The 25,620-nt window shown below is 59.9% G+C and carries 23 protein-coding genes; 7 read left to right on the top strand and 16 right to left on the bottom strand.

Annotated features, from left to right (window positions below; all coding sequences use genetic code 11):
• The 10 genes from LOY36_RS13785 to LOY36_RS13830 all read right to left on the bottom strand — a co-directional run bounded on the left by LOY36_RS13785 (position 1) and on the right by LOY36_RS13830 (position 12,101).
• Positions 1–1,527: a glycosyltransferase family 39 protein gene (locus tag LOY36_RS13785; RefSeq protein ID WP_258674049.1), complete on the bottom strand. Its 1,527-nt coding sequence runs from the start codon at positions 1,525–1,527 to the stop codon at positions 1–3.
• Between the two features lie 27 nt (positions 1,528–1,554).
• The gene (arnT, locus tag LOY36_RS13790) at positions 1,555–3,276 is read right to left on the bottom strand and encodes a lipid IV(A) 4-amino-4-deoxy-L-arabinosyltransferase (protein WP_258674050.1); all 1,722 of its coding nucleotides are present in this window, start codon (positions 3,274–3,276) and stop codon (positions 1,555–1,557) included.
• A 187-nt stretch (positions 3,277–3,463) separates the two neighbouring features.
• The gene (locus LOY36_RS13795) at positions 3,464–4,144 is read right to left on the bottom strand and encodes a histidine phosphatase family protein (protein WP_258674051.1); all 681 of its coding nucleotides are present in this window, start codon (positions 4,142–4,144) and stop codon (positions 3,464–3,466) included.
• A gap of 287 nt (positions 4,145–4,431) precedes the next feature.
• Positions 4,432–4,986, bottom strand: a complete 555-nt coding sequence (locus tag LOY36_RS13800) for a membrane integrity-associated transporter subunit PqiC (protein ID WP_019649693.1) — start codon at positions 4,984–4,986, stop codon at positions 4,432–4,434.
• 16 nt (positions 4,987–5,002) lie between these two features.
• Positions 5,003–6,658, bottom strand: a complete 1,656-nt coding sequence (locus LOY36_RS13805) for an intermembrane transport protein PqiB (protein WP_258674052.1) — start codon at positions 6,656–6,658, stop codon at positions 5,003–5,005.
• Positions 6,639–7,307, bottom strand: a complete 669-nt coding sequence (locus LOY36_RS13810) for a paraquat-inducible protein A (RefSeq protein ID WP_019649695.1) — start codon at positions 7,305–7,307, stop codon at positions 6,639–6,641. Before LOY36_RS13810 ends, LOY36_RS13805 begins: the two co-directional genes overlap by 20 nt.
• A complete protein-coding gene (locus tag LOY36_RS13815; RefSeq protein WP_019578875.1) occupies positions 7,304–7,900 on the bottom strand; it encodes a paraquat-inducible protein A in 597 nt (198 codons plus the stop codon). Before LOY36_RS13815 ends, LOY36_RS13810 begins: the two co-directional genes overlap by 4 nt.
• A 230-nt stretch (positions 7,901–8,130) precedes the next feature.
• Positions 8,131–9,432: an FAD-binding oxidoreductase gene (locus tag LOY36_RS13820; RefSeq protein ID WP_258674053.1), complete on the bottom strand. Its 1,302-nt coding sequence runs from the start codon at positions 9,430–9,432 to the stop codon at positions 8,131–8,133.
• Positions 9,429–10,517 (bottom strand): polyamine ABC transporter substrate-binding protein, encoded by a 1,089-nt coding sequence (locus tag LOY36_RS13825; RefSeq protein WP_019578877.1) that lies wholly within the window; start codon positions 10,515–10,517, stop codon positions 9,429–9,431. Before LOY36_RS13825 ends, LOY36_RS13820 begins: the two co-directional genes overlap by 4 nt.
• Positions 10,518–10,742: 225 nt before the next feature.
• Positions 10,743–12,101 (bottom strand): glutamine synthetase family protein, encoded by a 1,359-nt coding sequence (locus tag LOY36_RS13830; RefSeq protein WP_258674054.1) that lies wholly within the window; start codon positions 12,099–12,101, stop codon positions 10,743–10,745.
• 162 nt (positions 12,102–12,263) lie between these two features.
• Between LOY36_RS13830 and LOY36_RS13835 the strand changes: the two genes are divergently transcribed.
• Together LOY36_RS13835 and LOY36_RS13840 are read left to right on the top strand one after the other, a co-directional pair.
• Complete coding sequence (locus LOY36_RS13835; RefSeq protein WP_019578879.1) at positions 12,264–13,190, top strand: helix-turn-helix domain-containing protein; 927 nt, start codon at positions 12,264–12,266, stop codon at positions 13,188–13,190.
• Complete coding sequence (locus LOY36_RS13840; protein WP_258674056.1) at positions 13,187–13,639, top strand: YMGG-like glycine zipper-containing protein; 453 nt, start codon at positions 13,187–13,189, stop codon at positions 13,637–13,639. The genes LOY36_RS13835 and LOY36_RS13840 overlap by 4 nt, the downstream gene beginning before the upstream one ends.
• On the opposite strand, the gene LOY36_RS13845 is transcribed toward LOY36_RS13840, so the two are convergent.
• The 3 genes from LOY36_RS13845 to LOY36_RS13855 are packed head-to-tail and all read right to left on the bottom strand — an operon-like array spanning position 13,624 to position 17,327.
• Entirely contained in the window at positions 13,624–14,655 is a 1,032-nt protein-coding gene (locus LOY36_RS13845; RefSeq protein ID WP_258674058.1) for a DUF2955 domain-containing protein, read from the bottom strand. The genes LOY36_RS13840 and LOY36_RS13845 overlap by 16 nt on opposite strands.
• Entirely contained in the window at positions 14,645–15,796 is a 1,152-nt protein-coding gene (locus LOY36_RS13850; RefSeq protein WP_258674060.1) for an HlyD family secretion protein, read from the bottom strand. The genes LOY36_RS13845 and LOY36_RS13850 overlap by 11 nt, the downstream gene beginning before the upstream one ends.
• A complete protein-coding gene (locus LOY36_RS13855; protein ID WP_258674062.1) occupies positions 15,789–17,327 on the bottom strand; it encodes an efflux transporter outer membrane subunit in 1,539 nt (512 codons plus the stop codon). The genes LOY36_RS13850 and LOY36_RS13855 overlap by 8 nt, the downstream gene beginning before the upstream one ends.
• Before the next feature lie 202 nt (positions 17,328–17,529).
• On the opposite strand from LOY36_RS13855, the gene LOY36_RS13860 reads away from it, so the two are divergent.
• Together LOY36_RS13860 and LOY36_RS13865 are read left to right on the top strand one after the other, a co-directional pair.
• The gene (locus LOY36_RS13860) at positions 17,530–18,054 is read left to right on the top strand and encodes a transporter suffix domain-containing protein (RefSeq protein ID WP_019649704.1); all 525 of its coding nucleotides are present in this window, start codon (positions 17,530–17,532) and stop codon (positions 18,052–18,054) included.
• Positions 18,055–18,078: 24 nt separating this feature from the next.
• Positions 18,079–18,603, top strand: a complete 525-nt coding sequence (locus LOY36_RS13865; protein WP_258674063.1) for a cupin domain-containing protein — start codon at positions 18,079–18,081, stop codon at positions 18,601–18,603.
• Here the strand turns inward: LOY36_RS13865 and LOY36_RS13870 are convergent.
• Entirely contained in the window at positions 18,600–19,232 is a 633-nt protein-coding gene (locus LOY36_RS13870; RefSeq protein ID WP_258674064.1) for a response regulator transcription factor, read from the bottom strand. The two genes, LOY36_RS13865 and LOY36_RS13870, sit on opposite strands and share 4 nt — an antisense overlap.
• 33 nt (positions 19,233–19,265) lie before the next feature.
• Positions 19,266–20,627 carry a cache domain-containing protein gene (locus LOY36_RS13875; RefSeq protein ID WP_258674065.1) on the bottom strand — a complete coding sequence of 454 codons (1,362 nt, stop codon included), beginning with the start codon at positions 20,625–20,627 and terminating at the stop codon, positions 19,266–19,268.
• Positions 20,628–21,011: 384 nt separating this feature from the next.
• Here LOY36_RS13875 and LOY36_RS13880 point away from each other — a divergent pair, with 384 nt between their 5' ends.
• Together LOY36_RS13880 and LOY36_RS13885 are read left to right on the top strand one after the other, a co-directional pair.
• Entirely contained in the window at positions 21,012–23,069 is a 2,058-nt protein-coding gene (locus LOY36_RS13880; protein WP_230173690.1) for a carbon starvation CstA family protein, read from the top strand.
• Positions 23,070–23,083: 14 nt separating this feature from the next.
• Complete coding sequence (locus tag LOY36_RS13885; protein WP_007938220.1) at positions 23,084–23,281, top strand: YbdD/YjiX family protein; 198 nt, start codon at positions 23,084–23,086, stop codon at positions 23,279–23,281.
• 129 nt (positions 23,282–23,410) lie between these two features.
• Here the strand turns inward: LOY36_RS13885 and LOY36_RS13890 are convergent, their stop codons facing one another.
• Positions 23,411–24,310: a LysR family transcriptional regulator gene (locus LOY36_RS13890; RefSeq protein ID WP_019578886.1), complete on the bottom strand. Its 900-nt coding sequence runs from the start codon at positions 24,308–24,310 to the stop codon at positions 23,411–23,413.
• Between the two features lie 95 nt (positions 24,311–24,405).
• On the opposite strand from LOY36_RS13890, the gene LOY36_RS13895 reads away from it, so the two are divergent.
• Positions 24,406–25,617: an MFS transporter gene (locus LOY36_RS13895; protein WP_258674066.1), complete on the top strand. Its 1,212-nt coding sequence runs from the start codon at positions 24,406–24,408 to the stop codon at positions 25,615–25,617.
• Positions 25,618–25,620 lie beyond the last annotated feature (3 nt).

Genomic DNA, 25,620 nt, shown 5'->3' on the forward strand with positions numbered 1-25,620 from the left:
TTAGCCCCGGGGTATAAACGCCACGCTCTGGTCTTCACGGCCGTGGAATATGCGCTCGCCGTTGTTGGGCGTGGTGGTGATGACCTGATGGTCGGCACTCAGGTAGTCCAGCGGTACTGCATCACCGTTGCGGTACTGGGTGATAACGATGGTGCGTTGCGGGTCCCAGTGCTGGCCGCTGGTGTTGTCCAGCCAGGTCATCAGCGCGGCGGTATCGCCGGTGCGAGGAAAGTCCTGGGTTTGCTGCACATAATAGAAGGGGGCGCCGCCGGTTTGCAGGTACATCGGCACTTTGTTGTCCACCTCGATCATCACCATGCGCCATGTATTGAGCGGTGCGCGTTTGCTGGCCTCAAGCCTGACCGTCTCACCGAACTGAACCACGCCGCCACCGCCGTTGGTCCAGGGATAGAACACACCGAGTATCGCCATCAACAACACAGCGGTCAGGCCGAAACCGATTTTCAATCGGCGACTACCGAACCTGTCTGTGGCATTGCGTTCGGCCATTCGCCGGGTGATCCACCAGGCGCCCAGCAACTGGGCGAAGGGCACCAGGGGCAACACGTAGTAACTGCGTCGACTGCCGCTGGCCGTGAAAAACAGCATCAACAGACCCAACCCCCAAACCAGCCAGCGCGTATTGGGTTCGACGCTGCGCCAGTGGCGCAGCGCAAACCACAACCCCAGCATCCAGCAAGGCGCCCATGGCAGGGTGTAGACCGGGAGGTAAATCAGATAGGTGTAGATCGGTCCGATGTTGTCGAAGGGCTGGAAAAACCGCACGACGTTTTCCCGCAGCACCAGGCCCAGGCCACTTTCGCCATAAGTCGGCGCGCCGTAGAGGTGCGACAATATGAATGGCGTCATGTAAAACGCCCCGGCGATGACCAGGGCTGCGCACAGCCGCAGATTGAGGTGGCTTTTCCAGCGACCGTCCTGCACCACATGCGGTAACAGCAGCAAGCCCGGCAGAATGAAGCCGATCAGGCCTTTGAACAATGAGGTCAGGGACAACAGCAGGAAAAACACCAGGTAACGGCTGAAACGCGTGTCTTGCGGCCCGCGCCAATACCACCAGACCGCCGCCAGAACACCGCAGACGGTGAGGATGTCGGCGGTGGCGACCCGTGCCCAGAACACGAAATAGAAGGTGGTCGCCAGCATCCAGCCGGCAATCAACCCGGTGCCTTTGCGCATCAGCTGCTCGCCGATCAAGTACACCAGCCAGACGCTCAGCCAGGCAGCAACCACCGAGGACAAGCGTAATGACCAGTGTCCCAAACCGCCGGTCAGCCACGCGGTGGCCGTGATCAGCCAGTAGGAGGGCAGCGGTTTGTCGTAATACGGCCCGCCCTTGAGGTAGGGATCGAAATAGTCACCGCTCTGCAGCATTTGCAGCGCGATGTTGGCCCAGCGGGTTTCCGGCCCCCATAACTCCCGCGTGCCCAGACCCAACAACAAAATCAGCGCAGAGGCGCCGAGCAGGAGCGCCAACGCGCCCCTGTCACTAGCCCGAAGGTTCATGGCGGGTTTCCTGTAGGAAGAACGGCGTCAGGGTTGGCTCTGCGGGAATATCAGAATCTCCAGTTGGCCGCGCTGATAACGCTTGCCATCGATGGGCAACATCTCGACTTCCTGCATTTCCACGACGCTGTTAACCCGCATCACCACACCGACCGCGCCTTTTTTGCGGGCCTCGGTCATCCATTGCCCGACGTTGTCCATGGTGACTTTACGTGACGCCATGGCGGGATCATCGAGGCCATATTTCAGCTCGCCGATAGTGTTGTAAAGATCGACCTGTGGCCGCTTCAGTCGCCACGACAAAGCTGACGCCGCACCCAGATCGTTGCTGAGCAACGATGTCGTCTGACTCAAGGCATCCAGATGCTCGGCGATGAACTGGTCAGGCATTTGGCTATTGACGATCTGTGCCGGCATCGCAGCCGGCAACAACGCTACCAGCAGCCAGATGCCGAGTGCCGGCATTGCCCAGAACATCAATGGACGCAGCACCTGCAAGGCGTTGGTGATGATCCAGCCGAGCAACACGATGAACGCCAGGGACAGGGTGAACATCTCGGTGTTTACGTAGACTTCCTTGGTGGCTTGCAGATAAAGCAGGGCGATCAGGGCGCTGGTGGCGATGACGACGTTGATCACGCCGTTGATGCGAAGGATCCGGCCTCGCCCCTGATTCAACAGCTCCATCACTGTGTGTCCCATCAGCAACGCCAAAGGCAACAGGCACGGCATGATGTAGGTCGGCAGTTTGCCGCTACTCGAGCTGAAGAACGCCAGGGGCAACAGCATCCAGAGCAACAGAAAACCGATCACGGGCTGGCGCTTTTGCTGCCAGGCCTGAACCAACGTCGTCGGCAACAAGGCGGCCCACGGCAGGCTCGAAGCGACCAGCAGCGGCAGATAGAACCACCACGGGCGAGCATGTTGCGCGTTATCGGCAGCGAAACGGCGAATGTGTTCGTGCCAGAAGAAGAACCGCCAGAAATCCGGTTCCTGATGGTGAATGGCGAGCACCCACGGCAGGCAGACCACCGCCGCCACGACCACCGCCAGAGGTCCGTAGCGCAACAGCTCGCCCAGGCGTCGCTGCCAAATCATGTAGGGCAGGGCGATCAACACCGGCAATAACCAGGCGAGAAAGCCCTTGGTCATGAAGCCCATGCCACAGGCAAAACCCAACAGCGCCCAAGCGCCGAGTTTGCCGCGGGAGGAATGGCTATCGATGGCAAACCACAACGCGACCAGGCTCAAGTTGACCCAGAGCGTGAATTGCGGATCGAGGTTGGCGTATCCGGCTTGTCCGGCGATCAGGCCGAAGCTCATGTAGAGCAAGGCGCAGATAAAACTCTTGCCCGGGTCATTCCAGAATCGGCGAGCAATCAGGTAAGTCAGCCAGACGCTCAGCCCGGTGCTCAGCGCCGAAGCGATACGCACACCAAACAGGTTGTCGCCAAACACCGCTTGACCGATGGCGATCATCCAGTAACCGGCGATGGGTTTCTCGAAGTAGCGGATACCCATGAAGTGCGGGGACACCCAGTTACCGCTCAGCAGCATTTCCTGACTGATCTGGCCATAACGGGTTTCATCGGGAATCCATAGACCATGGGTGACTAGCGGCAGCAGGTAGAAAACCACGTAGGCCAGCAGCAAGCCGGGCACGATCCAGCGTTCGGTGATGGGCAGCGCACGCGCGGTGCCGCGCAATAAAGAGCCGTCGGGGTGGGGCAACAAGTTATTGGACGTCATGACTCGACCTTGGCGCAGAAGGATGTTGCTCCGCTAGGTGCATGCGTGCACTAGCGGAACTTCTTACATAAAGCAACACAATAGTGATGTGGACTACAGAAGTTGCGTCAGCCATCTAAGGGTTACGGACTAGTTATAGTCTGCCCGAGCAAAAACGCTTTCTCGGCTTCGACTTTTTTTGCCGCGATTATTGTTTCAAGGCTTTGCCGTGCAACAGCGTCTGCCAGTCAGTGGCATTCACAATGCCGAGTACCTGGGGTTGCCCGTCGGCGGCAATTTGCACGAACAAGGCACTGCCATACTTACTGGTCGTCGCGTGCTCGAAACCGGTCTGGGCTTCGAAGTCGCTGATGCAACCGCTGTGCGTGACCAGCACCAGATTCCGATGGGCTTGCTTGTGCGCCACCACATCGTTACGCAGGGTTTTGCCGCAACTGACCAGCCATTCCTGGGTCGCCGCGTCTTTACCGAACATGTAGCGCGAGGTTTGTGCCGTGCGGGTGGCTGGGCTGCTCAGCACATCGGTTTGGGTCATGCCCAACTGCATAAAGCCTTGGCCCACGGCTGTGGCGGCTTCGCTGCCGACTCGGGTAATGCCGTCGGCGGGGCCAAGGCACGGATTGCTGGACTGGTCGCAGCGTTCCGCATGGCGAACCAGTACCACCACTTCACCGGCTTGCCAGCGATCGACCAGGCTGTTGGTCGCTTCGGACCCGGCGGTCGCCAGGTTGATCGGCGATCTGGGCCACCAGACAAACCCCGTGACGAGTGCCGCGATAACCAGAGCGGCCGTTGCCGCGGCCAGTTTGCCGAGCCGCGATGTAACGATTCGTGCCGCTGGCTGTTTGCGCGATACATGATCAACCATGTTTTGTTTACCCGTCGGTACGCAATAGAGAACAACTTTCAAATACAACCCTGCGTAACAACGCTTGAAGGGCCATGGAAAGACACTAGTTCAAGGCAGGTGTCGGAGTGGTGAAAGGGATGTGAAAAATTTGCGTATAAAAATTTCAGTATTTTTTTAGTTGGTTGTTGCAACGCTTGTCTTGAACACCACGTGCAGTGCCCCATCAGAATTGGCGTGTGGTACACAGCAGCCTTCAGCCCAACGGCAGTTGTTTCACCATTGAACTGGAAGGCGCCTGACGACTGTCATTTAGTTGCCGGGCAGCTTTTCGATGTGCCTGCGGTAGCCTGGCTGATGGTGGCGGCCAAGCGCTTCACATTGTTCTGATGAGCCACCACCAACTCATCGATACTCGTGCCGGAAGGCGTCTGCAAGGTGCTGCGGCAGGTGACCAGTGCAGCGTCGCCTTCGCCGAGTTTGCGCAGGCGCCATTTGACGTCGATCAATGCGTACTGGCCGGGTATCGAATCAAAACGCTGAACTTCCAGGCGCAACGACACTTTGCGCTGCGGGTTACTGTTGACCAGTTGATCGACCAGGGCACTGCGCAGTTCTTCCGACAGGCTTGCGCCCCACCATTGTGTTTCGAGGATTGCCAGGCCGGCGTTGCCTTGACGAATGACGATCTGCGGACGGTCGACCTGGGGCGGCACGGTGATGCTTTCGATCTGGATGTCCGCGCCGCCGCTTGCACCGCTCGGTTGAGCCGGGGTCAGGGTGTGGAATTGAATCGGATCACTGCGGCAAGCGGCGAGTAGTAACAACGCAGTGACCAGCGTGATCTTCAGCGAAAATGCCATGGGGTAGCTCCTGTGGTCAGTTGCGCGGTGGCCCTTGCAGATCCATCGGCGGGGCATTGTCGGGGCGGCCGCGAATCAGCGATTCCGGATGCCGTCCCATGTAGTCCGAAAGTTCACGCAACGAGCGCGACATGCGTCCAAGTTCGTCCAGGGTCTGGCTCAGTTGTTCCCGTTGCGGCGAATCTTCGGCGAGGGTCGAACTGGCCGATTGCAAGGTCTTGCTGACGTCCGACAGGGTGGTTTGCACGCCGGGCAGGGTCTTGGCGTTGAATTGTGCGAGGCCTTTGCGCAGTTCGACGAGGTTGCTGTCGAGGTTGCCGGCTATGCGTTCGATGGGCAGCTGGTTGATCTTGTTGACCATGCTCTCGAGTTTTTCCTGCAACTGCTCAAGGCTTCCGGGAATGGTGGGAATAACGACGGGACGGGCGGTTGGATCGAACGCAACTTTCTCTGCTTTGGGGTAAAAGTCGAGCGCGATGTACAGCTGGCCAGTCAACAGATTGCCGTTACGGGCCTGGGCTCGCAGGCCGTTTTCGATGAAGGAGCCGATCAGGCGCACGCTGGCGGCTTCATCGTTGGGGTCATGCTTCAAGGCCTCGAGCAATTTGAGATGAGCCTTACCGAGGCGTTGCGGGTAGATCACGATGCCGACGTTAACCGGGAAGCTGCGGTTCTTCACGTCGAAATCCAGATTGACCGCTACCACCCGGCCGATCTCCATGCCGAGGAATTCCACCGGTGCATCGACCTTGAGCCCGCGCAATGCCTGATCGAAACGCAAGCTCAGGTACTGCGCCTTGCCGTTGGGCGGGGCGAGGGCGGTATGCTCATCCTCGAACAGGTCGAAGGCATTATCCTCCGCTGCCACTTGATCGTTGGGGCTGTATTCCGGCGCGCGAAACGCGATGCCGCCCACCAACAGGGCCGACAGGGACTCGGTCTTCACCGCAAAACCGTTGGCGCCGACATTCACATCAATACCGCTGGCGTTCCAGAACCGGGTATTTTCGGTGACATAGGCGTCGTTGGGTGCATGCACGAAGATTTCGATGTTCACCCCTTTGCCGTCGGCATCCAGTTCATACGCCACCACTTGCCCGACGGGGATCTTGCGGTAGTAGACGGGGGAGCCGATGTCCAGCGAGCCGAGGTCCTGAGTGTGCAACATGAAGCGTTTGCCCGGCTCGCCATAGGTAATGGGCGGCGGGTTTTCCAGCCCGGTGAAGTGTTTGGAACGGGCATCGGCCTGGCCGATGTCGGCACCAATGTAGTCGCCCGACAGCAAGGTATCGATGCCCGAAACGCCACCGGCACCGATGCGCGGCCGCACAACCCAGAATGGCGAGTCTGCACGAGTAAAGCTTTCAGCCTGTTTGTCGAGCTGGATCGTGGCGTCGACGCGTTTCTGGTCGCCGCTCAGTTTCACCTCCGAGACGCGGCCGATGACCACATTGCGGTATTTGACCTCGGTCTTGTTGGCCACCAGGCCGCTACCGGTCTTGAACGTGATGGTGATGGTCGGGCCTTCCTGCAGCCAGCTGTGCACCACCAGGGAAATCCCCACCAACACCGCTACGATCGGCACGATCCATACCAGCGAAACGCTGAAGCGACGAGTCTTGATCGCGGCCTGGCCAGGGGCGTGCGGACCGTCAGTGGCTTGGGACTTCATCCATGCGCTCCTCATCTTGTGGGTTTTCCGGCTCTTGATCCCGTTCTTTATCCCAGATCAGTCGCGGGTCGAAACTCATCGCCGACAGCATGGTGAACACCACCACCAGACCAAAGAACAGAATGCCCGGGCGCGGTTCGATATCGCCCAAAGCCTGGAATTTCACCAATGCCGCCACCAGCGCAACGACAATTACGTCGAGCATCGACCAGTAGCCGATCAGCTCGACAAAACGGTAAAGCCTCGAACGTTCCTTGCGCGCCCAGAAGCTGCCGCGTTGCACCGTGATCAGCAGCAGGGAGAGAGCCACGAACTTGATGCCCGGCACCGCGATGCTGGCAATGAAAATGATCAGCGCAATGTCCCATGCACCGTGTGCCCAGAACTCCAGCACACCGCTCATGATGGTGCTGTCGGAGCCGTTGCCGAACAGACTGGTGTTCATTACCGGCAGCAGATTGGCCGGGATATAAAACACCAGTGAGGCCAGCAGGTAGGCCCATGTCCGGGTCAGAGAGTCAGGTTTGCGGGCATGCAACGGCGCGCCGCAGCGTTCGCATTCGTGAGGTTGATCGGTCATGTCGCAGGCCATGCCACAACTGTGGCACAGGCAGAGGTTGAGTTCGCTGGCGAGCGGAGGCCTGTTCATAGGGTGTCCCACAGATCACGTACATCGCGCCCGGCGATGCGGATCAGCAACAGGCTGAGGACCGCCAGGGCAAACATGCCGATACCCGGCAGCACATCCAGCAACCCGGCGAGTTTGAACACCGCGACCATCGCCCCCAGCAAGCAGACTTCCAGCATGCTCCAGGGCCTGAGGGTTTCCAGCCAGCGCATGCACAGCTTGAAGCCAGGTGAACGTCGGGAGGTAAGGGCGAAGCTCAATACCCAGATCAACAGGAGCAGCTGGAACATCGGCGCGATGATGATGGAAATCGCCGCCACCAACGCAATGAAAGTGATCGGCCCCTGGCTCAGCGCCACCACCGAATCCCACAGCGTCGCGCTGTTCTTCATGCCCTTGAGGCTGATGGTCATGACCGGGTAGAAATTCGAGAAAGTCCACAGCACTGCCGCCGTGAAGCTCAGCGCCAGGCGTTGCTGCACCGACAAGCCGTTGTAACGCGCAAGCACACCGCCGCAACGGGTACACAGGGCCTTTTGATGTTTGGCGAGCGTGACTTTTTCATACACGCAGTCGCAGTGCTCGCAGATGATCAATGGAGCAGTCGTCGCCATGGGCCGCACTCGCCGGAAGGCAGAAGAGTCAGAGCACTCCTTCAATATAGAAGTGACTTGCGATTGAGCAAATCTAAAGGCTACTCCAGGGATAACCCGGATGCGACTTGTGGCGAGGGGGCTTGCCCCCGTTCGGCTGCGCAGTCGTCAACCGGTATGCCTGCATGAATGCGATGGCAGGTTTTGGGGTCGCTTCGCGACCCAACGGGGGCAAGCCCCCTCGCCACAGTTCAGCCAAGTAATTCACGCAGGCGATACCAGAACATGCCAAGCGCCAGCAGCGGTGAGCGCAAGGCTCGTCCGCCGGGAAAGGTCATGTGCGGCACGGCGCTGAACACGTCCAGCCCCTGGCTGTGGCCGGCCTGAATCGCTTCGGCCAGCAACCGGGCGCACCAGTGGGTCACGTTCAGGCCATGGCCGGAATAACCCTGGGCGTAGAACACGTTCGGGTACTGGCTCAGGCGGCCGGCCTGGGGGAAACGGTTGGCGGTGATGCCGATCCTGCCGCCCCATTGATAGTCGATGCGCACATCCGCCAATTGCGGGAAGACCTTGAGCATTTTCGGCCGCATATAGGCGCCGATGTCCACGGGGTCGCGCCCGGAATAATGGCAGGCACCGCCGAACAACAGACGTCGATCCGCCGAGAGCCGGTAGTAGTCGAGGCCGACTTTCTGGTCGCACAGCGCCAGGTTTTGCGGAATCAATTGCGCGGCCACGTCGGGTGCCAACGGTTCGGTGGCGATGATGTAACTGCCCGCCGGCAGCACCTTACCGCTCAGGCGCGGTTCGAGTTCTTCCAGATGTGCGTTACAGGCCAGCACCAGGCTGCCGGCGCGCACTGTACCGCCGGCGCAGCGAACCTGCACGGTGCTGCCGTGGACCAACTCCAGCACCGGGCTCTGCTCGAAAATCCGTACCCCGAGGGATTGCGCCAGTTGCGCTTCGCCGAGCACCAGATTCAGCGGATGCAAGTGCCCAGAACCCATGTCGATCAGGCCGCCGGCATAAAGGTCCGAGCCCACCACTTGCTGGCGGATCTGCTCGGGGCCGACCAGTCGGGTTTCATGGGCGTACTCCAACTCGGCGAGGCTTTGCAGCTCAGCCTTGAACGCAGCGAACTGCGCCGGGGTATTGGCCAGTTCGCAGAAGCCCCAGCGCAGGTCGCAATCGATGCCATGTTCACGGATGCGATTGCCCACCAGCTCCACGGACTCGATGCCCGCACGCTCCAGATAACGCACGCCTTCCTCGCCGACATAACGGGCGAACCCACTGACGTCATGGCCAATGCCACGGATCAACTGCCCGCCATTACGACCGCTGGCGCCCCAGCCGATTCGCCGGCCCTCCAGCAGAATCACCGAGAGCCCGCGCTGCGCCAGTTCGATCGCGGTGTTGACGCCGGTGAACCCGCCACCGATCACGCAGACATCGGCTTCAAGGTCCGAATCCAGCGTAGGGTAGGGTGCCATGCCATTGGCCGATGCCGCGTAATAGGAGCGGGCATGTTGCTTGTCATGCTGATTCATTGGTTGGACTTCACTTTGCTCCAGGAACGGGTCATCAGACGCATGATCGCCTGGGGCGGGGTGGTGGAGATGTAGAGTTTGTCGAGGACATCCTGAGGAGGATAGACCTCAGGATTATTGACCAACTCAGCATCCATGTAGGCCTTGGCCGCCGGGTTCGGATTGGCATAGCCCACCGAGGCGCTGACCTTGGCGATCACTTGCGGGTCCAGCAGGTTATTGATGAAGGCGTGGGCCTCTTTCGGGTTGCTGGCGTCGGCGGGAATTGCCAGCAGGTCGAACCACAGGTTGCTGCCTTCCTTGGGGATCGAGTAGGCGATGTTCACGCCGTTCTTCGCTTCCTTGGCGCGATTGGCCGCCTGGAACACGTCGCCGGAGTAACCGAAGGCCACGCAGATGTCGCCGTTGGCCAGGTCCGAGACGTACTTGGAGGAGTGGAAATAGGTGATATAAGGCCGGATGCTCAAGAGTTTGGCTTCGGCTTTTTTAAAGTCCTCAGGGTTTTCGCTGCGTGGGTCCATGCCCATGTAGTTGAGGACTGCCGGGAATACTTCATCAGCCGAGTCCATCATCGACACGCCACACTGGCTGAGTTTCTTCAGGTTCTCGGGTTCGAAAAACACGGCCCAGGAATCGATGTGATCAATGCCCAGCACTTGCTTGACCTTGTCGACGTTGTAGCCGATGCCGTTGGTGCCCCACAGATACGGCACGGAATGCGCGTTCTGCGGATCGTTTTTCTCCAGCAGCGTCAGTAGTTTCGGGTCGAGGTTTTTGAAGTTGGGCAGCTGCGAGCGATCCAGTTTGAGGAACGCGCCGGCCTTCACCTGGCGCGCGAGAAAGTGGTTGGACGGCACCACCACGTCATACCCGGTGCGGCCGGCGAGCAGTTTGCCTTCCAGGGTTTCGTTGGAATCGAATACGTCGTAGATCACCTTGATCCCGGTTTTTGCCTGGAAGTCGGCGAGGGTGGTCTCGCCGATGTAATCGGTCCAGTTGTAGACGCTGACGCTCGGCTGAGCCTGTGCCCCGGCGCTGAACAATACCGCCAGCGCGACCGGAACCACGGATTTCAATAGACGCATATCGACACCTCTTTGAATTATTCGTCTTTGTGGGATCGGGCTTATGTGGCGAGGGGGCTTGCCCCCGTTCGACTGCGAAGCAGTCGTAAAACCAGTCATCACTTTCTAAATTCAAGATCGTGGTGACCGTTGTTAGGGGTGCTTCGCACCCCAACGGGGGCAAGCCCCCTCGCCACACAAGCCCGCTCCCACAGAGGATTGTGATCTCATGTGGGCGTGTGTTTTTTAGACGCTGAGCAGCAGAAACTCGCGCTCCCAGGAGCTGATCACGCGCTTGAAGTTCTCGTGTTCGGCGCGCTTGACCGCGACATACCCCCGGACGAATTTGCTGCCCAGGTAGCGCTTGATGGTTTCGCACTCTTCCATGCGTGTGAGTGCATCCTCGATGGTGATCGGCAGACGCAGGTTGCGTCGTTCGTAAGCACGACCCTGCACCGCGGCGCTCGGCTCGACCTTTTCGACCATGCCCAGGTAGCCGCACAACAGGCTCGCGGCGATCGCCAGGTAAGGGTTGGCGTCGGCACCCGGCAAACGGTTTTCCACGCGCATGGCGTCGGGGCTCGAGGTCGGCACGCGCAGGCCGACGGTGCGGTTTTCTTCGCCCCATTCGACGTTGACCGGCGCCGAGGTGTCGGGCAGGAAGCGGCGGAACGAATTGACGTTGGGCGCGAACATCGGCAGCACTTTGGGAATGTACTTTTGCAGGCCGCCGATGTGGTGCCGGAAGAGCTCGCTCATCCGCCCATCGGCATCGGCGAAGATCGGCTGGCCGCTGGCGATGTCGACCACGCTTTGATGGATGTGCATGGCGCTGCCAGGTTCGTCACCAATGGGTTTGGCCATGAAAGTCGCAGTCACGTTGTGCTTGAGTGCCGCCTCGCGCAGGGTGCGTTTGAACACGGTGATCTGGTCCGCCAGGTCCAGCGCATCGCCATGACGGAAGTTGATTTCCATCTGCGCCGGGCCGTCTTCGTGGATCAGCGTGTCGAGGTCCAGGCCCTGCAGTTCGCACCAGTCGTAGACGTCTTCAAACAGTGGATCGAACTCGTTGGCGGCGTCGATGGAAAACGACTGACGACCGCTTTCCGCGCGGCCAGAACGGCCCAATGGTGCCTTGAGTGGCAAGTCCGGGTCTTCACAGCGCTGGGTCAGGTAGAACTCCATTTCCGGCGCGACAATCGGCTGCCAGCCTTTGTCGGTGTAAAGCTGCAGCACTTTCTTCAGCACGTTGCGCGGCGACAGTTCGATGGGGTTGCCGAACTTGTCGAAGGTATCGTGGATCACGATGGCGGTGGGTTCGATGGCCCACGGCACCACGTAAACCGCGTCGGCGACAGGTTTGCAGACCATGTCGATGTCGGCCGGGTCGAGCAGGTCGTAGTAGATGTCGTCGTCGACAAAGTCCCCGGTTACCGTTTGCAACAGCACACTTTCCGGCAGGCGCATGCCTCGCTCATGCAGGAACTTGTTGGTGGGTGCAATCTTGCCGCGAGCAATGCCGGTCAAGTCGCTGACCACACACTCGACCTCGGTAATCTTGTGATCTTTCAGCCACGTGAACAGCTGATCGAAAGGGACATTCATAAAGACCTCATTGTTGGTTTGAATTACGCCGGGGAAGGCGCCTTCATCCACCGGACACTTCCCCTGTGGCGCATTGACGACTATCTTGGGTGAGCCGTGGCGTTCCATCTATCCACTTTAAGCAGCACCAAAACGCACCAAACGAGTGCGTAAGGTCACCCCATGACAGCGTGCAATCCGTTACAGGTTCAAGCCTTCAACACCGCCGACGTGGCCGAGCAGATCCGCGCCACACCGGGTTGGGTGCAGCACTATCAGCAGATGTCACCGGGGCATTTCGCCGGGCGGGTGCGCTATCTGGACTTGCAAGGCGTGGAGATTTACGAAGAGCAGATGAACACCCGGGTCGAGCAGAATTTCAGCGCCCCCGAAGGCTCACTGGCGTTCTGTTTCGATCGCAACGACAACTCGCTGTACATGTTGAACGGCGAGAGCCGCAACATCTGGATCACCCCGGAGAACTACCAGGAAATCGCCGTGGTGTTCGGGCCGCAATTCGTTCAACGGCATGGCCTGGACGTGGCGCGGCTCGAAGGCTTGTTCATGTCGCCGCTCAATTGCGGGCAGAACGCGCTGTTCAGCCGCTGGTTGAGCGGCACCTTGACGCGACTGGAGCAGACGCTGGATCCGCCGAGCAAAGAGGCATTGACCCAGCAGTTGTTGGAGGACTGTTTGTTCATCCTCGATAACGCCTGTGTGTGCCTGGATCGAGCAGGCTTGCAGCGCCGGGCCGAAGAGCGAACGATCATGAAGCGCGTCGCCGAATGGGCCGCCGATACCCCGGAAGAAACCCTCAATTTGCTGGAACTGTCCCAGGTGGCCGGGGTTTCGTTGCGTCAGTTGCAGCACGCGTTCAAGGCGTACACCGGGATGACGCCCTCGCATTGGTTGCGCTTGCGCCGGCTCAACAGTGCGCGCCGTGAGTTGCTCAGCCGAACGGCCAGCGACACGACAGTCGCGCAAGTGGCGATGCACTGGTCGTTCTGGCATTTGGGGCGGTTTTCCAGCAGTTATCGAGCGCTGTTCCAGGAACTTCCCAGCCAGACGCTCGCCCGCCAACACAGTGGACCTTGTCGGAGGTCATCATGAGTCGGTTATCGTCTTTCAGTCTGTGTGTCGTAATGTCGATGGCCTGTACGCAGGTCCAGGCCGAAACGGTTGTGCCGTTGAAAGGGCAGAGTTCGCAACAAACCCAGCTGGACATCAACGATTGCCGCAACGTCGCGGCGAGTCAGAGTTCCTCAACACCACCACCCTCGGGCGGGCGCTTGCGCGGTGCTGCGGTGGGTGCTGCTGCCGGGGCGGTGGGCGCTGAGGTCCGGGGGCGTCAGCATGACGAGTTTTACGAGGGGGTCGACGACGATGTGAAACAGGAATATCGCCAGAACCGGGCCGGGCAAACCGCAGCGGCGGGCGCAGTGGTTGGTGGCGCGCGCCAGCGTCAGGAGCGCCGGGCGCAGCAAAAAACCAGCGCGGCGACCAGTTCAACCGCCTATACCAGCTGCCTGCAAGGGCGCGGTTATCAGGTAACGCCCTGAGCATCAGGCGTTCGCTGCCGCTGTTCGATCAGGTGAACCATCAGGTCGGCATAGAGCGTGAGGGCGATAAACAGCGCCATGCGCACGGCGAAGGCGGTATAGACGTCTTTGCCGGCAAGACTGTCCTGCACCGACTGGCCCAGCAGGATGATCAACGTGACCAGGCTGTTGAGCCAGAACCCCGGGGTTTGCCGAGTCGGACTCAGGGCATAGAGCTTGCGCGCCAACAGCAAGCCAAACAGCAGCATCCACAGAAAGAACATCCACAAGTGCACGAACAGACTGAGCGCGCACCAGAACACAATGGCCAACAGCCCGCCCATCAAAGTCGAGCCGAGCAGTTCGCGACTGGCGTTGCGCGTCGTTACCGTTGAACTCTGCTGGCCCAGACTGACCGCTTTCAAAATGATCGGCAGATAACTGGCCGGGTCGATCAGCGCCAACAGGAACGCCGGCATCACGATCAGGGTGGCACGCAGCGCTATCCTGGGCACTTCTTGCGCCGGCATAGCACTGGCGGCAGGTGGCGAGGGTGCATTGGCCGGGTCGGGAAACAGCCAGTGACTGATCGCGACGACGATGACGGCGAGGAGCAAGGCCTTGACCAGGGCACCGATGACCATCATCGCCAGATCGAACTCGGCAACGCCGGCCGAGGAAATCATCGTCAGGCCAATGATCAGAAAGGTCACGACCAAGGTGTTGCCGCCGCGCAGCCCGAAACCAAAGGCCAGGAACAGACTGACACCGATCAGCAGCACACCGCTGAGGGGGTAATAACGCAGGACCGGGATCAGTAACAGCCCGATGCCGGTGGTCAGCATCGCAACCACTGCCAGCATCACTCCGGCCTTGAATGGCAGGGGTTTGTTAAGCGTGGCTAACAGCAACACAGAAAGCACCGGCGCAATAAACGGAATCGGCAGTGCCAGGCCGAAGCTGATGGCCAGGCACAGCGCCGTGCCGACGGCCAGACGCGGCGCCCGTTGGTATCTGGGCGGGCGATCAATAGGCATAAGACAGCCAGCTCATCAGCCAGAAAAACAGGCGTCCCAAGGGATTCAGCGGATTGTTCTGCGCAGGAAAGGCCATGACTTCGGCCTGGCCACCGGCACGAATGGCGCGACTGTCACGCAGCACCTGCATCGCCTCGTCAGAAAATTCGATGATCACCGGGAAGCGTTGGGCCGGACGCAACCAGTCGCGACTGTTCTGCACGCTAGGCAAGGTGCCCGGCGCCGGCGTCTGCCCCACGCTGACGCCGTAGCCGACGCTGCGCACCCGCCCCTCGAAGACCTCGCCCGGCAGCGCGTCCAGCACGATCGCCACCGGAGTTCCAGGCTTGACCCGCCCAAGGTTGTTCTCGGTCATGTCCGCACTGATCCACACATCGTGAATGGCAATCAAGGTCATGACCGGCGTGCCGACCGCGGCGAATTGCCCGACGTCGGTGCGCAGGTCAGTAATCAAACCCGCCGAGCGCGCGCGGACTTGAGTGTTGGCCATGTCGAGTTCGGCTTTTGACAACGCCGTGGCAGCGCTGCGCAACAGCGCGTTGTCTTCCTCGCTGCCACCTTCCTGTTCCCGTGCTCGCTGGACTTCGGCACGGGCCGCGGCGACCTGGCTGACGGCCTGCTCACGGCTGGCCCGCGAGGCTTCCAGCAGGCGCACGGAAATGGTTCCGCGGTCTTGGCGGTACAGGCTTTCAAGGCGTTCGTTATCCTGCCGGGCCTTGAGTTCATTGGCCTGGGCCGCCCGCAACGAGGCTTGCGCGGAGGCAATGCCGGCGGTGCTGGCGCCGATCTGCCGGCGGGTAGACTCAAGATCCGCGCGTGCGCGGTCGGCGGCTATTTGATAGGGCTGCTGATCGACCTCGAACAGCACATCGCCGGCCTTGACGTCTTGGTTGTTGCGCACATTCACGCGGATCACGCGGCCGGCCACTTCAGCCGCCACCGGAATCACAAAGGCACCGACCCGAGCCTGTTGCGTATACGGCGTGAAACGGTCAGCCAACAGATACCAGGCCAGGCTCAGGACGATCAGCAGCAGCACCCATTTGATGCCTTTTTTTGCCGGATCGGCAGCCGGATCGGCAGCCGGTTCGGGCGCCTTGGAAGAGGGCGCTTCAGCGGCGGGCGGTGAGGGTTCACTCATCGGCTTTGACCTTGTCTGACGTGGAAGAGAGGGCTGGCGAAGGGGCCGGTTCATTCAGCAGGTTGCCCCAGTCGGTGCGGTGTTCCATTTGTTGGCGAGTGCCTGGGTCGACGGTTGGCAGGGCGCTGTACCAGCCACCGCCGAGGGCTTTGTACAGGGCGATCAGGTTGCTCACGGCATTGCTGCGGCTGACCAGGTAATTGTCCTGTTGTTCGAGCAATGCGCGTTGGGCATCCAGCACCCGCTGGAAGTCCGAGTAGCCTTCGCGGTATTGGCTGTTGGCCAGGCTCAGCGAGCGCTTGGCGGCGACCTGCGCTTCACTCAGGATGCGCTCGCGTTCCAGTGATTTGCTCAGGCCGCTGGCGGCATCATCGGCTTCGCGCGCAGCCTCGCGGACTTTGTCGCGATAAACCTCGATCAGCTGCTGCAACCGCGCATCCTGCACCCGCACGTTGTTGCTGATCTGACCGTGATCAAACAGGTTCCAGCGCAAACTGGGGCCGCCGATCAGGTCCAGGCTGTTGGAGGTGCCCTTCAGCGTGTCGGTCGACCAGACGATGCTGCCGAGCAAGGTCAGCGATGGATAGAAGTCGGTTTCTGCCACGCCGATCAGCGCCGATTGGGCGGCGACGTTGAGTTCGGCGGCGCGTACGTCCGGTCGACGCAACAGCAAGCTGGCGGGTACGTCTTGCAGCACGGCACGGTCTACCAGCGGAATCAATCCCTGGTTTTCGAGCAATCGGGGCAGGGCGTTGGGTGGCTGTCCGATCAGTACGGCCAATGCGTTGCGGGTGCGCAGCACTTGCCCCTCAAGCTCCGGAATGCTGCTCAAGGTGCCGAGGTACTGGGTCTTGGCTTGTTGCAAATCGAGCTCGGCGCTCTGGCCGCTGTTGAACAGTTTCTCGGTGATCTCGAAATTGCGTTTTTGCTGTTCGGCGTTTTCCCGGGCGACGCGTAAACGCGCTTCGGTGGTGCGCAATGAGAAGTAAGTGTCGGCCACTTGAGCACGCAGCAGTACCAGTACGTCTTCATAATTGGCTTGAGCCGCAAAGTAACTGGCATCTGACGACTCGATGGCCCGACTGAAACGTCCCCAGAAGTCCAGTTCCCAACCGACATCAAAGCCCACGCTGTGTTGCCAGAAATGGCTGTCTTGCGGGTTACTGCCGCCGTATTGCCGACGGTTGATGTACAAGCTCTCGGCGCTGGCCTGTTGCAGTTGCGGATAGCGTCCGCTTTGGGCAATCCCCAACCGGGCACGGGCTTCCATGACGCGAAGGCCGGCAATTTTCAGGTTGGAATTGTGCGCATCCGCTTCGGCGATCAGCCCGTCGAGGACCGGGTCGGCGAACACTTGCCACCACTGGCGCACATCGGGATAGGCGCGTCTTTGGCTGGCCTGTTCAAGCGCAGGGCTGCTCCAGAGTTTTGTCCAGGCCTCGCCCGGGGCCTGGAAATCCGGTCCCAGACGCACGCAGCCGCCAAGGCCCAGGGCGCCCAGCAGAAGTAGCCGAGCCGAACGCGTCAGCATGGCTGCACTACAAGCAGGTCACGGGAAAACCTCATCCTGGAGTCCCCAAGTATTGAATGCCCTGGCTATTGGGCTTGAGCCGGTTTGCTTAGGTTAGTACAGCCCGGACAAACACAAGGTCATGTTGGACGATCATGGGGTCGGGCAACTGCTACGCTTCTGAAAGTTATTCATTCGGGCCAAAAAGACGGGTACGAAGACCATGAGCAGCCCCCAGGACGAGATTGCCCCCAGTTCCACCGGTTGGCGCTTCAAAGCAGGCATTGCGATACTCAGTTTGACAGTGATCTCCTGGCTGACGGTGCCACTCGCCGCCGCCGCGGATGTGCCCGGCCCAAAAATCGCGGCACTGACAGGCATCCTGTTTATCAGCAACAAGATTCTGTTGATCCTCGCCATTGCGGTCATGGGCAAGTCCGGTTTTCAGCAACTCAAGCGCAACGTGTTTGGTTATGTCTCCACGCTTGCACCGGCCGCCGACCTGGAAGTAGGCCCGGCTCGCCATAGAATTGGCATGGTGATGTTTTGCCTGCCACTGATTTCATCGTTTCTCGAACCTTACGTAGATACGCTTTGGCCGGGGCTGAGACCGAACCTCTGGCAGGTCCAGGTGTTGGGCGATGCCCTGTTGGTCGGCAGCTTTTTCGTTTTGGGCGGGAATTTTTGGGACAAGGTCCGTGCCTTGTTTATCCGCACGGCGCGTGTCGTGAATACCAGTACAGTGTGAATCGTCGTCAGGAGCGTCTGCAGGATGAAGAAAGAGGGACTCGATACAAACAAACCTGATGCTCAAGCCATCGTCGCTGCGCTCAACCTCGAACCGCACACGGAAGGTGGTTTCTACCGCAGAACCTTTCAGGCGGATCACCGCGCCATGGTTGAGACCGAAGGAGGTCAGCGTTACTTGCTGACCTCCATCTATTACCTGTTGACCGAGGATGCGCCGATTGGCCATTTCCATCTGAATCAGTCCGACATTGTGCATTACTACCATCTGGGCGACCCGATTCAGTACAGCCTGATTTTTCCGGACGGTTCATTGAAAACCGTGGTGATGGGCAACGACGTGATTGCGGGTCAGTGTTTGCAGCTGCATGTGCCGGGCGGCGTCTGGAAGGCCTCGCAACTGATGGAGGGCGCGGCGGGTTACGGCTTGATCAGTGAAGCCGTTGCGCCGGGGTTTGATTACGCGGACATGGAACTGGGGACTCGGCGCAAGCTCGGCGAGATGTTTCCCGAGCATTCGGAGTTATTTGAAAAGCTGACAGCGGATTAACCAGAAATGATTCCGTGATCGATCGCGTATTTTACGAGGGCGGCGGGTTTGTCGATGTTGAGTTTGCGGCGGATGCTCAGGCGATGGGTTTCCACTGTGCGGACGCTGATGTCCAGCTCGCGAGCCATTTCCTTGTTGTTCAACCCCTGAGCCATTTTGTACAGCACCTGGCTCTCGCGTGGTGTCAGTTCGTTGTCGGTACTTTTATCGGCGATAAGCCGTTGGGCGATTTCTGCACTGTAGAACGTCCCGCCACTGACAATGGCTTCGATGGCCGCAATGATTTCCCGTGAAGGCGCGTTCTTCAGTACATAGCCGCTGGCCCCCGAGCGAACCGATTCACTGACGTATTCGTAGTTGTCGTACATGCTCAGCACCAGCACCTTGAGCGACGGGTACTGGCTGCGCAACAGCCGGGTCAGCTCGAGCCCGTTGATATCCTTCAGGCTGATGTCGACCAGCAACAGATCCGGCTGACAGCGCCCGACCATCTCAATGGCATCGGCGCCATTCTCGGCTTCGCCCACCACTTCCAGCGACGCCATGACCGCCAGCAGCGATTTGATTCCATCGCGGACCAGGGAGTGATCGTCGACCAGGGCGACGCGGATCGGGTAGGGCAGGTTCATCGCAGGCATTCACTCTAATTGTTATGGGGGGAGTCAGCGTTCTGTACCGGGTGGCTTCATCGGCAGCACTACGTCCAGCTCACTTTTCCCCGGCATCGAGATCAGTTCGAATCGACCGCCAAAATGCTCGACCCGCTCGCGGATATTACGCAGGCCAATGCCGGCCTGGCGACGTTCGACCTGGGCGACGTTGAAACCGATGCCGTCATCGATCACCGTCAACCGTACGGACTTTTCGCAGCCGTGCAGGGTAATGATGACGTGTTTTGCCTGGGCGTGGCGTTCGATGTTGGTCAGGCCTTCTTGCACAATGCGAAACAGCGAGGCGGCGGCGCCATCGGCCAGATGGCAGTCGAATTCGTTATCGTTGAAGGTTACAACAAGACCGCTGCGTTGCTCGAACTCGGCGGCGAGTTGACCGATTGCCGCCGGCAGGCCGAGGGTGTCGAGCAATGATGAGCGCAGGTCGTGGGAGAGGCTGCGAACCTCACCGATCGCTTCCCCCAGGCGCTCGGTGGCGTCTCTTAAAATGCTCAAGCCTTTGTCTTGGCCATTCTCCAGCACATGGCTGGCCAGTTCGAACTGAAACTTGATAGAGACCAGCAACTGGCTGATACCGTCGTGCAGCTCTCGGGAAACCCGCGAACGCTCTTCCTCCTGAAGGCTGACGATACGTTGGGTCAGGCGCTGCAGCTTCTTGTCGGCCAGGCGATGTTCGCTGACGTTCAGCGTCATGCCGCTGGCGAACACAAACAGCACCGCTACAAGCGCCACCGCGGCAATCGCCAGCATGGTTGTGCGGATCCCCTGAGCCACCTCGGCACGCGCTTGTTGGGTGGCGCGTTCAACGTCTTCAAGGTAGATGCCGGTGCCGAGCATCCAGCCCCAACGATCGAGCATCACTACGTAGGCGAGCTTGTCGGTCACTTGGCCGGAAGAGGGTTTGTTCCAGGCGTAACGTTGAAAACCTTCGCCGGATGCCGCGCTTTTGAGCAACGCCTGGATTACCGGCAGGCCGTGAGGGTCTTTCATGTCCCACAGGTATTGGCCCACCAGCTCCGACTGGCGTGCGTGCATCAGGCTGCGGCCTTCGCGGTCGTAGACGAAGAAGTAGCCATTGATGCCAAAACTGAGCTTGCGCAGTTCTTCCAGCACTTGTTGCTGTGCGTGTTCGTCACCACGGCCGTTGTCGTACAGCGGCGCGATCAGGCTTTGCGCCATTTCGACGTAGTTTTTCAGCTCTGCGCGCTTGCTGGCCAGAATGCTGTCTTCGATCAGTTGCGCCTGTTGATCACCCAGTTGGCGGTTCAGGGAAATCACCAGCGCGCAGATGACCGCGATCGCCAGCACCAGCGGCAGAATCCCGAGCGCGACGATTTTGTGTTTGAGCTGCATCTCTACTCCTGGCCAGACCGAGGGAGGGCGAAGGCCCGGCATCATATGCCAAAGATACGCGCCTGCGGTCGTGATGAAATGCAAAACCTAAGGGAGTGAGCTGTGGCGAGGGGGCTTGCCCCCGTTGGGCTGCGAAGCGGCCCCAAAATCTCTGATACACCAGAGATTTTGTGAGTGCTACGCACCCAAACGGGGGCAAGCCCCCTCGCCACAGCTCACAGGTGTTGCATCAGCGCCATCTACGTAGAACTACGTAGACGCCACGTACGTAGTAACGCGGATTTATTTGTCGACAGCATGGGGGGATATTGGGCCCGCTCCGCAAAGCGGACACAATTATAATAATTACCGCCGCAGTCACTGACTGTCGGCAGGAGACACGCTATGCCCCGTCTGGCTAAACACCTCGCCTGGTTTGCCGTGGCTGTCTTGGGAGCGTTTGCGCTAAGTGTCGTGGCCCTGCGCCGCGGCGAAGCGATCAACGCCCTCTGGATCGTAGTCGCAGCCGTCGCTATTTATCTCGTCGCATACCGCTATTACAGCCTGTTCATCGCCACCAAGGTGATGCAACTCGACCCCAATCGAGCCACTCCCGCCGTACTCAACAACGATGGTCTGGACTATGTGCCGACCAATAAACACGTACTCTTCGGTCACCACTTCGCGGCCATTGCCGGCGCGGGGCCGCTGGTCGGTCCGGTGTTGGCGGCGCAGATGGGCTACCTGCCCGGCACGTTGTGGCTGATTGCCGGTGTGGTGCTGGCCGGTGCGGTTCAGGACTTCATGGTCCTGTTCATGTCCACCCGCCGCAACGGCCGCTCCCTGGGCGACATGGTCCGTGAAGAAATGGGCCGCATCCCCGGGACCATCGCGCTGTTTGGCTGCTTCCTGATCATGATCATCATCCTCGCGGTGCTGGCGCTGATCGTGGTCAAGGCCCTGGCCGAAAGCCCGTGGGGCATCTTTACCGTGATGGCGACCATCCCGATCGCGATGTTCATGGGCGTCTACATGCGCTACATCCGTCCGGGCCGTATCGGTGAAATCTCGGTGATCGGCGTGGCGTTGCTGCTGGGTTCGATCTGGCTGGGCGGGCAGATTGCTGCTGACCCGGTCTGGGCCAAAGCCTTTACCTTCACTGGACTGCAGATTACCTGGATGCTGATCGGCTACGGTTTTGTCGCGGCCGTATTGCCGGTATGGCTGATCCTGGCGCCGCGTGATTACCTGTCCACGTTCCTCAAGATCGGCACCATCGTTGCGCTGGCGATCGGCATTCTGATCACCATGCCCGAGCTGAAAATGCCGGCATTGACCCAGTTCATCGACGGCACCGGGCCGGTGTGGAAGGGTGGGCTGTTCCCGTTCCTGTTCATCACCATCGCCTGTGGCGCGGTGTCCGGTTTCCACGCACTGATTGCTTCCGGCACCACGCCGAAGCTGCTTGCCAGCGAGGGCCATGCCCGTTACATCGGTTACGGCGGCATGCTGATGGAATCCTTCGTGGCGATCATGGCAATGGTGGCTGCTTCGGTGATCGAGCCGGGCGTCTATTTCGCCATGAACAGCCCGGCAGCTCTGGTCGGCGCCGATGCTGTTTCGGTTGCGCAGACAGTCAGCAGCTGGGGTTTCGCGATTACCCCGGAAGCCCTGCAAGCGGTGGCCAAGGACATCGGTGAAACCACCATCCTGGCCCGTGCCGGCGGTGCGCCAACCCTGGCGGTCGGTATCGCGCAGATCCTGCACCACGTGCTGCCGGGTGAAAACACCATGGCGTTCTGGTACCACTTCGCGATTCTGTTTGAAGCGCTGTTCATCCTGACTGCGGTCGATGCCGGTACCCGTGCCGGACGTTTCATGCTGCAGGACTTGCTCGGCTCCTTCGTGCCGGCGCTGAAACGCACCGAATCCTGGACCGCCAACCTGATCGCCACGGCCGGTTGCGTGGCGATGTGGGGTTACCTGTTGTACCAAGGCGTGATCGACCCATTGGGCGGCATCAACACCTTGTGGCCGCTGTTCGGTATCTCCAACCAGATGCTGGCTGGTATCGCGCTGATGCTGGCAACCGTTGTGCTGATCAAAATGAAACGCCAACGCTATGTGTGGGTGACCATGCTGCCAGCCGTTTGGCTGCTGATCTGCACCACCACCGCCGGCTTCATCAAGCTGTTCGACGCCAACCCGGCAATCGGTTTCCTCGCGCTGGCCAAGAAATACAGCGATGCCTTGGCCAACGGTCAAGTACTCGCGCCGGCCAAGAGCATCGAGCAGATGCAGCACGTGATCTACAACGCCTACACCAACGCAACGCTGACGGTGTTGTTCCTGCTCGTGGTGTTCAGCATCCTGTTCTTTGCGCTTAAAGTCGGCATTGCCGCCTGGGGCACCAAAGAACGTACGGATAAAGAAGCGCCATTCCATGCGCTGCCAGATGCTTGATCGAGGAGGGCAGCATGTTCAATGACCTGAGTCGCCTGGGCAAATACCTCGGTCAGGCCGCGCGCCTGATGGTCGGCATGCCCGACTACGACAACTACGTCGAGCATATGCAAACCGAACACCCGGACAAGCCGGTGATGAGCTATGAGATGTTCTTCCGCGAACGTCAGGAGGCTCGTTACGGCGGTAAGGCAGGGCCGAAGTGCTGTTGACCCGCTGATGTAATGTTGAAGTGGTTTTCGTGGGAGCGAGCCTGCTCGCGATAGCGGTCTGACAGTCAACTGCAACGTTGAATGTTATGCCGTCATCGCGAGCAGGCTCGCTTCCACATGGATTGTGCTTTAACTGACTGGCATCAGTTCGTCGATCACCCCCATGAAGGCCTCGACCAGCAGGCTGCGCCCTTGGGCTCGCGTCAGTATCAGCAGTTGCGCGCGAGCTTCGGAGTCAGCCAGCGGGCGGTAGGTCACCCCCTTTTTTACCAACGTCTGGGTGCACTGGGGAACCAGCGCAACGCCTTGCCCGGCGGCCACCAGCGCGATGATCGAGGTAATTTGCCGTCCGGATGGACCTGGGCGCAGGGGCAACCCGTTGCGTCGGTACAGTTGTTGAATGGATTCGTTGAGCCCCGAGCCGTAATCGACCGGAAATAAAATCAAGGGGTACGCGCTGAGCTGGGCGAGGTTGACCTCGGCCTGGCCGGCCAACGGGTTGTCACTGGAAAGGGCTGCCACTAAGGGTTCTTCACCCAGGGATAGTACCCGGACCTCGGCTTGCCCGTTTTGAGGCAGCAACCGGCTCATACCAATATCGATACGACCATCGGCGACCTGTGACCATAGACTGCTGGACGCACCTTCCACCAGAGTCAGTTGAACCTCTGGAAAGCGTTGGGCAAAAGCTTGAATGGCCTGGCTGAATAGGTCTGACAGGGCAATCGAGCTGGCGTAACCCAACACGAGTTGCCCGGTCGAGCCAGCGGCCAGCTTGCCGGCGATGATTTCGGTCAGGTCGGCTTGCTCCAGCATGGCGCGCGCATAAGGCAGAAAATGCCGGCCTTGGGCCGTGAGCGACACCGTGCGGCTGGTGCGGTCAAACAGACGAAAACCCAGCTCGGCTTCCAGAGCGGAAATCTGCCGGGTCAACGGCGGCTGGGCGAGGTGCAGACGCAGTGCCGCGCGACCAAAGTGCAGCTCTTCGGCGACCGTCAAAAAGTAACGTAACTTGCGTAGATCCAGCATCCTGTTCCTTGGGTATTGATCGGTCCGAATTCGGTATTGGTCTTCGGCAGCCCGCGTATTCTATAAAGGCCTCCTGTCATAAAACGAGAGGCCTCATGAATTCGCGTCTGCAGAGTGCTCGCATCGCCTTGTTTCTGTGTGGTTGCGCGGCCTTCCTCAACCTGTATTCAACCCAGAGTATCCTTCAGGAATTTGCCCTGAGTTTTCAGGTGAGCGCCCGGCAGGCGGGATGGAGCATCACGGTGACCACCCTGGCGGTCGCCATCACCGCGCCCTTTGTCAGCCGTCTTACCCGTCGCTTTGAACAACGCTCGGTGATTGTCGGCGCGGCATTGCTATTGGCGGTGCCGGCACTGCTGACAGCCCATGCCGACAGCTTTAGCGAGCTGTTGGTCTGGCGCTTTGTCGAAGGCATGTTGATTCCGGTGGTGTTCGCCACCAGCGTAGCCTACATCGGCGACCGCTGGAGCGGTGGCACTGTCACGGTGGTCACCAGCCTCTACGTGGCCGGTACCGTACTGGGTGGGTTTGCCGGGCGCTTCGTGACCGGGCTCATGACCGAATATGTGGGCTGGCGTGAGGCCTTTGAACTGCTGGCAGCAATGAGCGTGTTCGTCGGCGTGGCCATCCACTTTCTGCTGCCGGCCAATCCGGTGTTGGCTACCAAAAATTCGCCACTGCGTCTGCAAGCCCTTCGCGATCTGTGCCGCAAACCCTTGCTGGCGGCGTATGGCGTGGGCTTTTGTGTGTTGTTTTCGCAAGTCGCGACCTTCACTTACGCCGGACTGTACCTCAGCCAGACGCCTTTCAATCTCGGCGCTGCGGCCCTCGGGACGATCTATGCGGTGTTCCTGCTGGCACTGGTGGTGATCCCCATCGTCGGACGCTTGAGCAAATCGCGACCGCAATCCGAGTTGCTGGTGGCCGCGGTGTTACTGGGCGTCTGTGGCTCGCTCCTGACGCTGCTGCCCTCGCTGTGGCTGATCGTGCTGGGCCTGGCCCTGAGTTCAACCGGCGTGTTTCTGGCCCAGGCCTGCGCCAACGCCTTTATTACAGCCACGGCCCGACATAACAAAGCCGGGGCGGTGGGGCTGTACCTGACGGGTTATTACCTGGGAGGCAGTTTCGGCGCCGTCGGCCCCGCGATGATCTGGAATCGCTGGGGTTGGCAGGGGTGTGTGGCGCTGATCATCGGCGTCCAGTTGTTGTCGCTGCTGATCGCCTTGACCGGCTGGAAACCCCTTGAACCCGATACGCCGGTCGCGCACGACCGTAACGGTTCCGAACGAACCGGTGAACCTGCCTGAATC

This window comes from Pseudomonas sp. B21-019, assembly GCF_024749225.1.
Classification (GTDB): domain Bacteria; phylum Pseudomonadota; class Gammaproteobacteria; order Pseudomonadales; family Pseudomonadaceae; genus Aquipseudomonas.

Bases quoted from the DNA above. Each gene is read 5' to 3' on its own strand.
- LOY36_RS13785 (WP_258674049.1), bottom strand. From the start codon at position 1,527: ATGAACCTTCGGGCTAGTGACAGGGGCGCGTTGGCGCTCCTGCTCGGC.
- arnT (WP_258674050.1), bottom strand. From the start codon at position 3,276: ATGACGTCCAATAACTTGTTGCCCCACCCCGACGGCTCTTTATTGCGC.
- LOY36_RS13795 (WP_258674051.1), bottom strand. From the start codon at position 4,144: ATGGTTGATCATGTATCGCGCAAACAGCCAGCGGCACGAATCGTTACA.
- LOY36_RS13800 (WP_019649693.1), bottom strand. From the start codon at position 4,986: ATGGCATTTTCGCTGAAGATCACGCTGGTCACTGCGTTGTTACTACTC.
- LOY36_RS13805 (WP_258674052.1), bottom strand. From the start codon at position 6,658: ATGAAGTCCCAAGCCACTGACGGTCCGCACGCCCCTGGCCAGGCCGCG.
- LOY36_RS13810 (WP_019649695.1), bottom strand. From the start codon at position 7,307: ATGAACAGGCCTCCGCTCGCCAGCGAACTCAACCTCTGCCTGTGCCAC.
- LOY36_RS13815 (WP_019578875.1), bottom strand. From the start codon at position 7,900: ATGGCGACGACTGCTCCATTGATCATCTGCGAGCACTGCGACTGCGTG.
- LOY36_RS13820 (WP_258674053.1), bottom strand. From the start codon at position 9,432: ATGAATCAGCATGACAAGCAACATGCCCGCTCCTATTACGCGGCATCG.
- LOY36_RS13825 (WP_019578877.1), bottom strand. From the start codon at position 10,517: ATGCGTCTATTGAAATCCGTGGTTCCGGTCGCGCTGGCGGTATTGTTC.
- LOY36_RS13830 (WP_258674054.1), bottom strand. From the start codon at position 12,101: ATGAATGTCCCTTTCGATCAGCTGTTCACGTGGCTGAAAGATCACAAG.
- LOY36_RS13835 (WP_019578879.1), top strand. From the start codon at position 12,264: ATGACAGCGTGCAATCCGTTACAGGTTCAAGCCTTCAACACCGCCGAC.
- LOY36_RS13840 (WP_258674056.1), top strand. From the start codon at position 13,187: ATGAGTCGGTTATCGTCTTTCAGTCTGTGTGTCGTAATGTCGATGGCC.
- LOY36_RS13845 (WP_258674058.1), bottom strand. From the start codon at position 14,655: ATGCCTATTGATCGCCCGCCCAGATACCAACGGGCGCCGCGTCTGGCC.
- LOY36_RS13850 (WP_258674060.1), bottom strand. From the start codon at position 15,796: ATGAGTGAACCCTCACCGCCCGCCGCTGAAGCGCCCTCTTCCAAGGCG.
- LOY36_RS13855 (WP_258674062.1), bottom strand. From the start codon at position 17,327: ATGCTGACGCGTTCGGCTCGGCTACTTCTGCTGGGCGCCCTGGGCCTT.
- LOY36_RS13860 (WP_019649704.1), top strand. From the start codon at position 17,530: ATGAGCAGCCCCCAGGACGAGATTGCCCCCAGTTCCACCGGTTGGCGC.
- LOY36_RS13865 (WP_258674063.1), top strand. From the start codon at position 18,079: ATGAAGAAAGAGGGACTCGATACAAACAAACCTGATGCTCAAGCCATC.
- LOY36_RS13870 (WP_258674064.1), bottom strand. From the start codon at position 19,232: ATGAACCTGCCCTACCCGATCCGCGTCGCCCTGGTCGACGATCACTCC.
- LOY36_RS13875 (WP_258674065.1), bottom strand. From the start codon at position 20,627: ATGCAGCTCAAACACAAAATCGTCGCGCTCGGGATTCTGCCGCTGGTG.
- LOY36_RS13880 (WP_230173690.1), top strand. From the start codon at position 21,012: ATGCCCCGTCTGGCTAAACACCTCGCCTGGTTTGCCGTGGCTGTCTTG.
- LOY36_RS13885 (WP_007938220.1), top strand. From the start codon at position 23,084: ATGTTCAATGACCTGAGTCGCCTGGGCAAATACCTCGGTCAGGCCGCG.
- LOY36_RS13890 (WP_019578886.1), bottom strand. From the start codon at position 24,310: ATGCTGGATCTACGCAAGTTACGTTACTTTTTGACGGTCGCCGAAGAG.
- LOY36_RS13895 (WP_258674066.1), top strand. From the start codon at position 24,406: ATGAATTCGCGTCTGCAGAGTGCTCGCATCGCCTTGTTTCTGTGTGGT.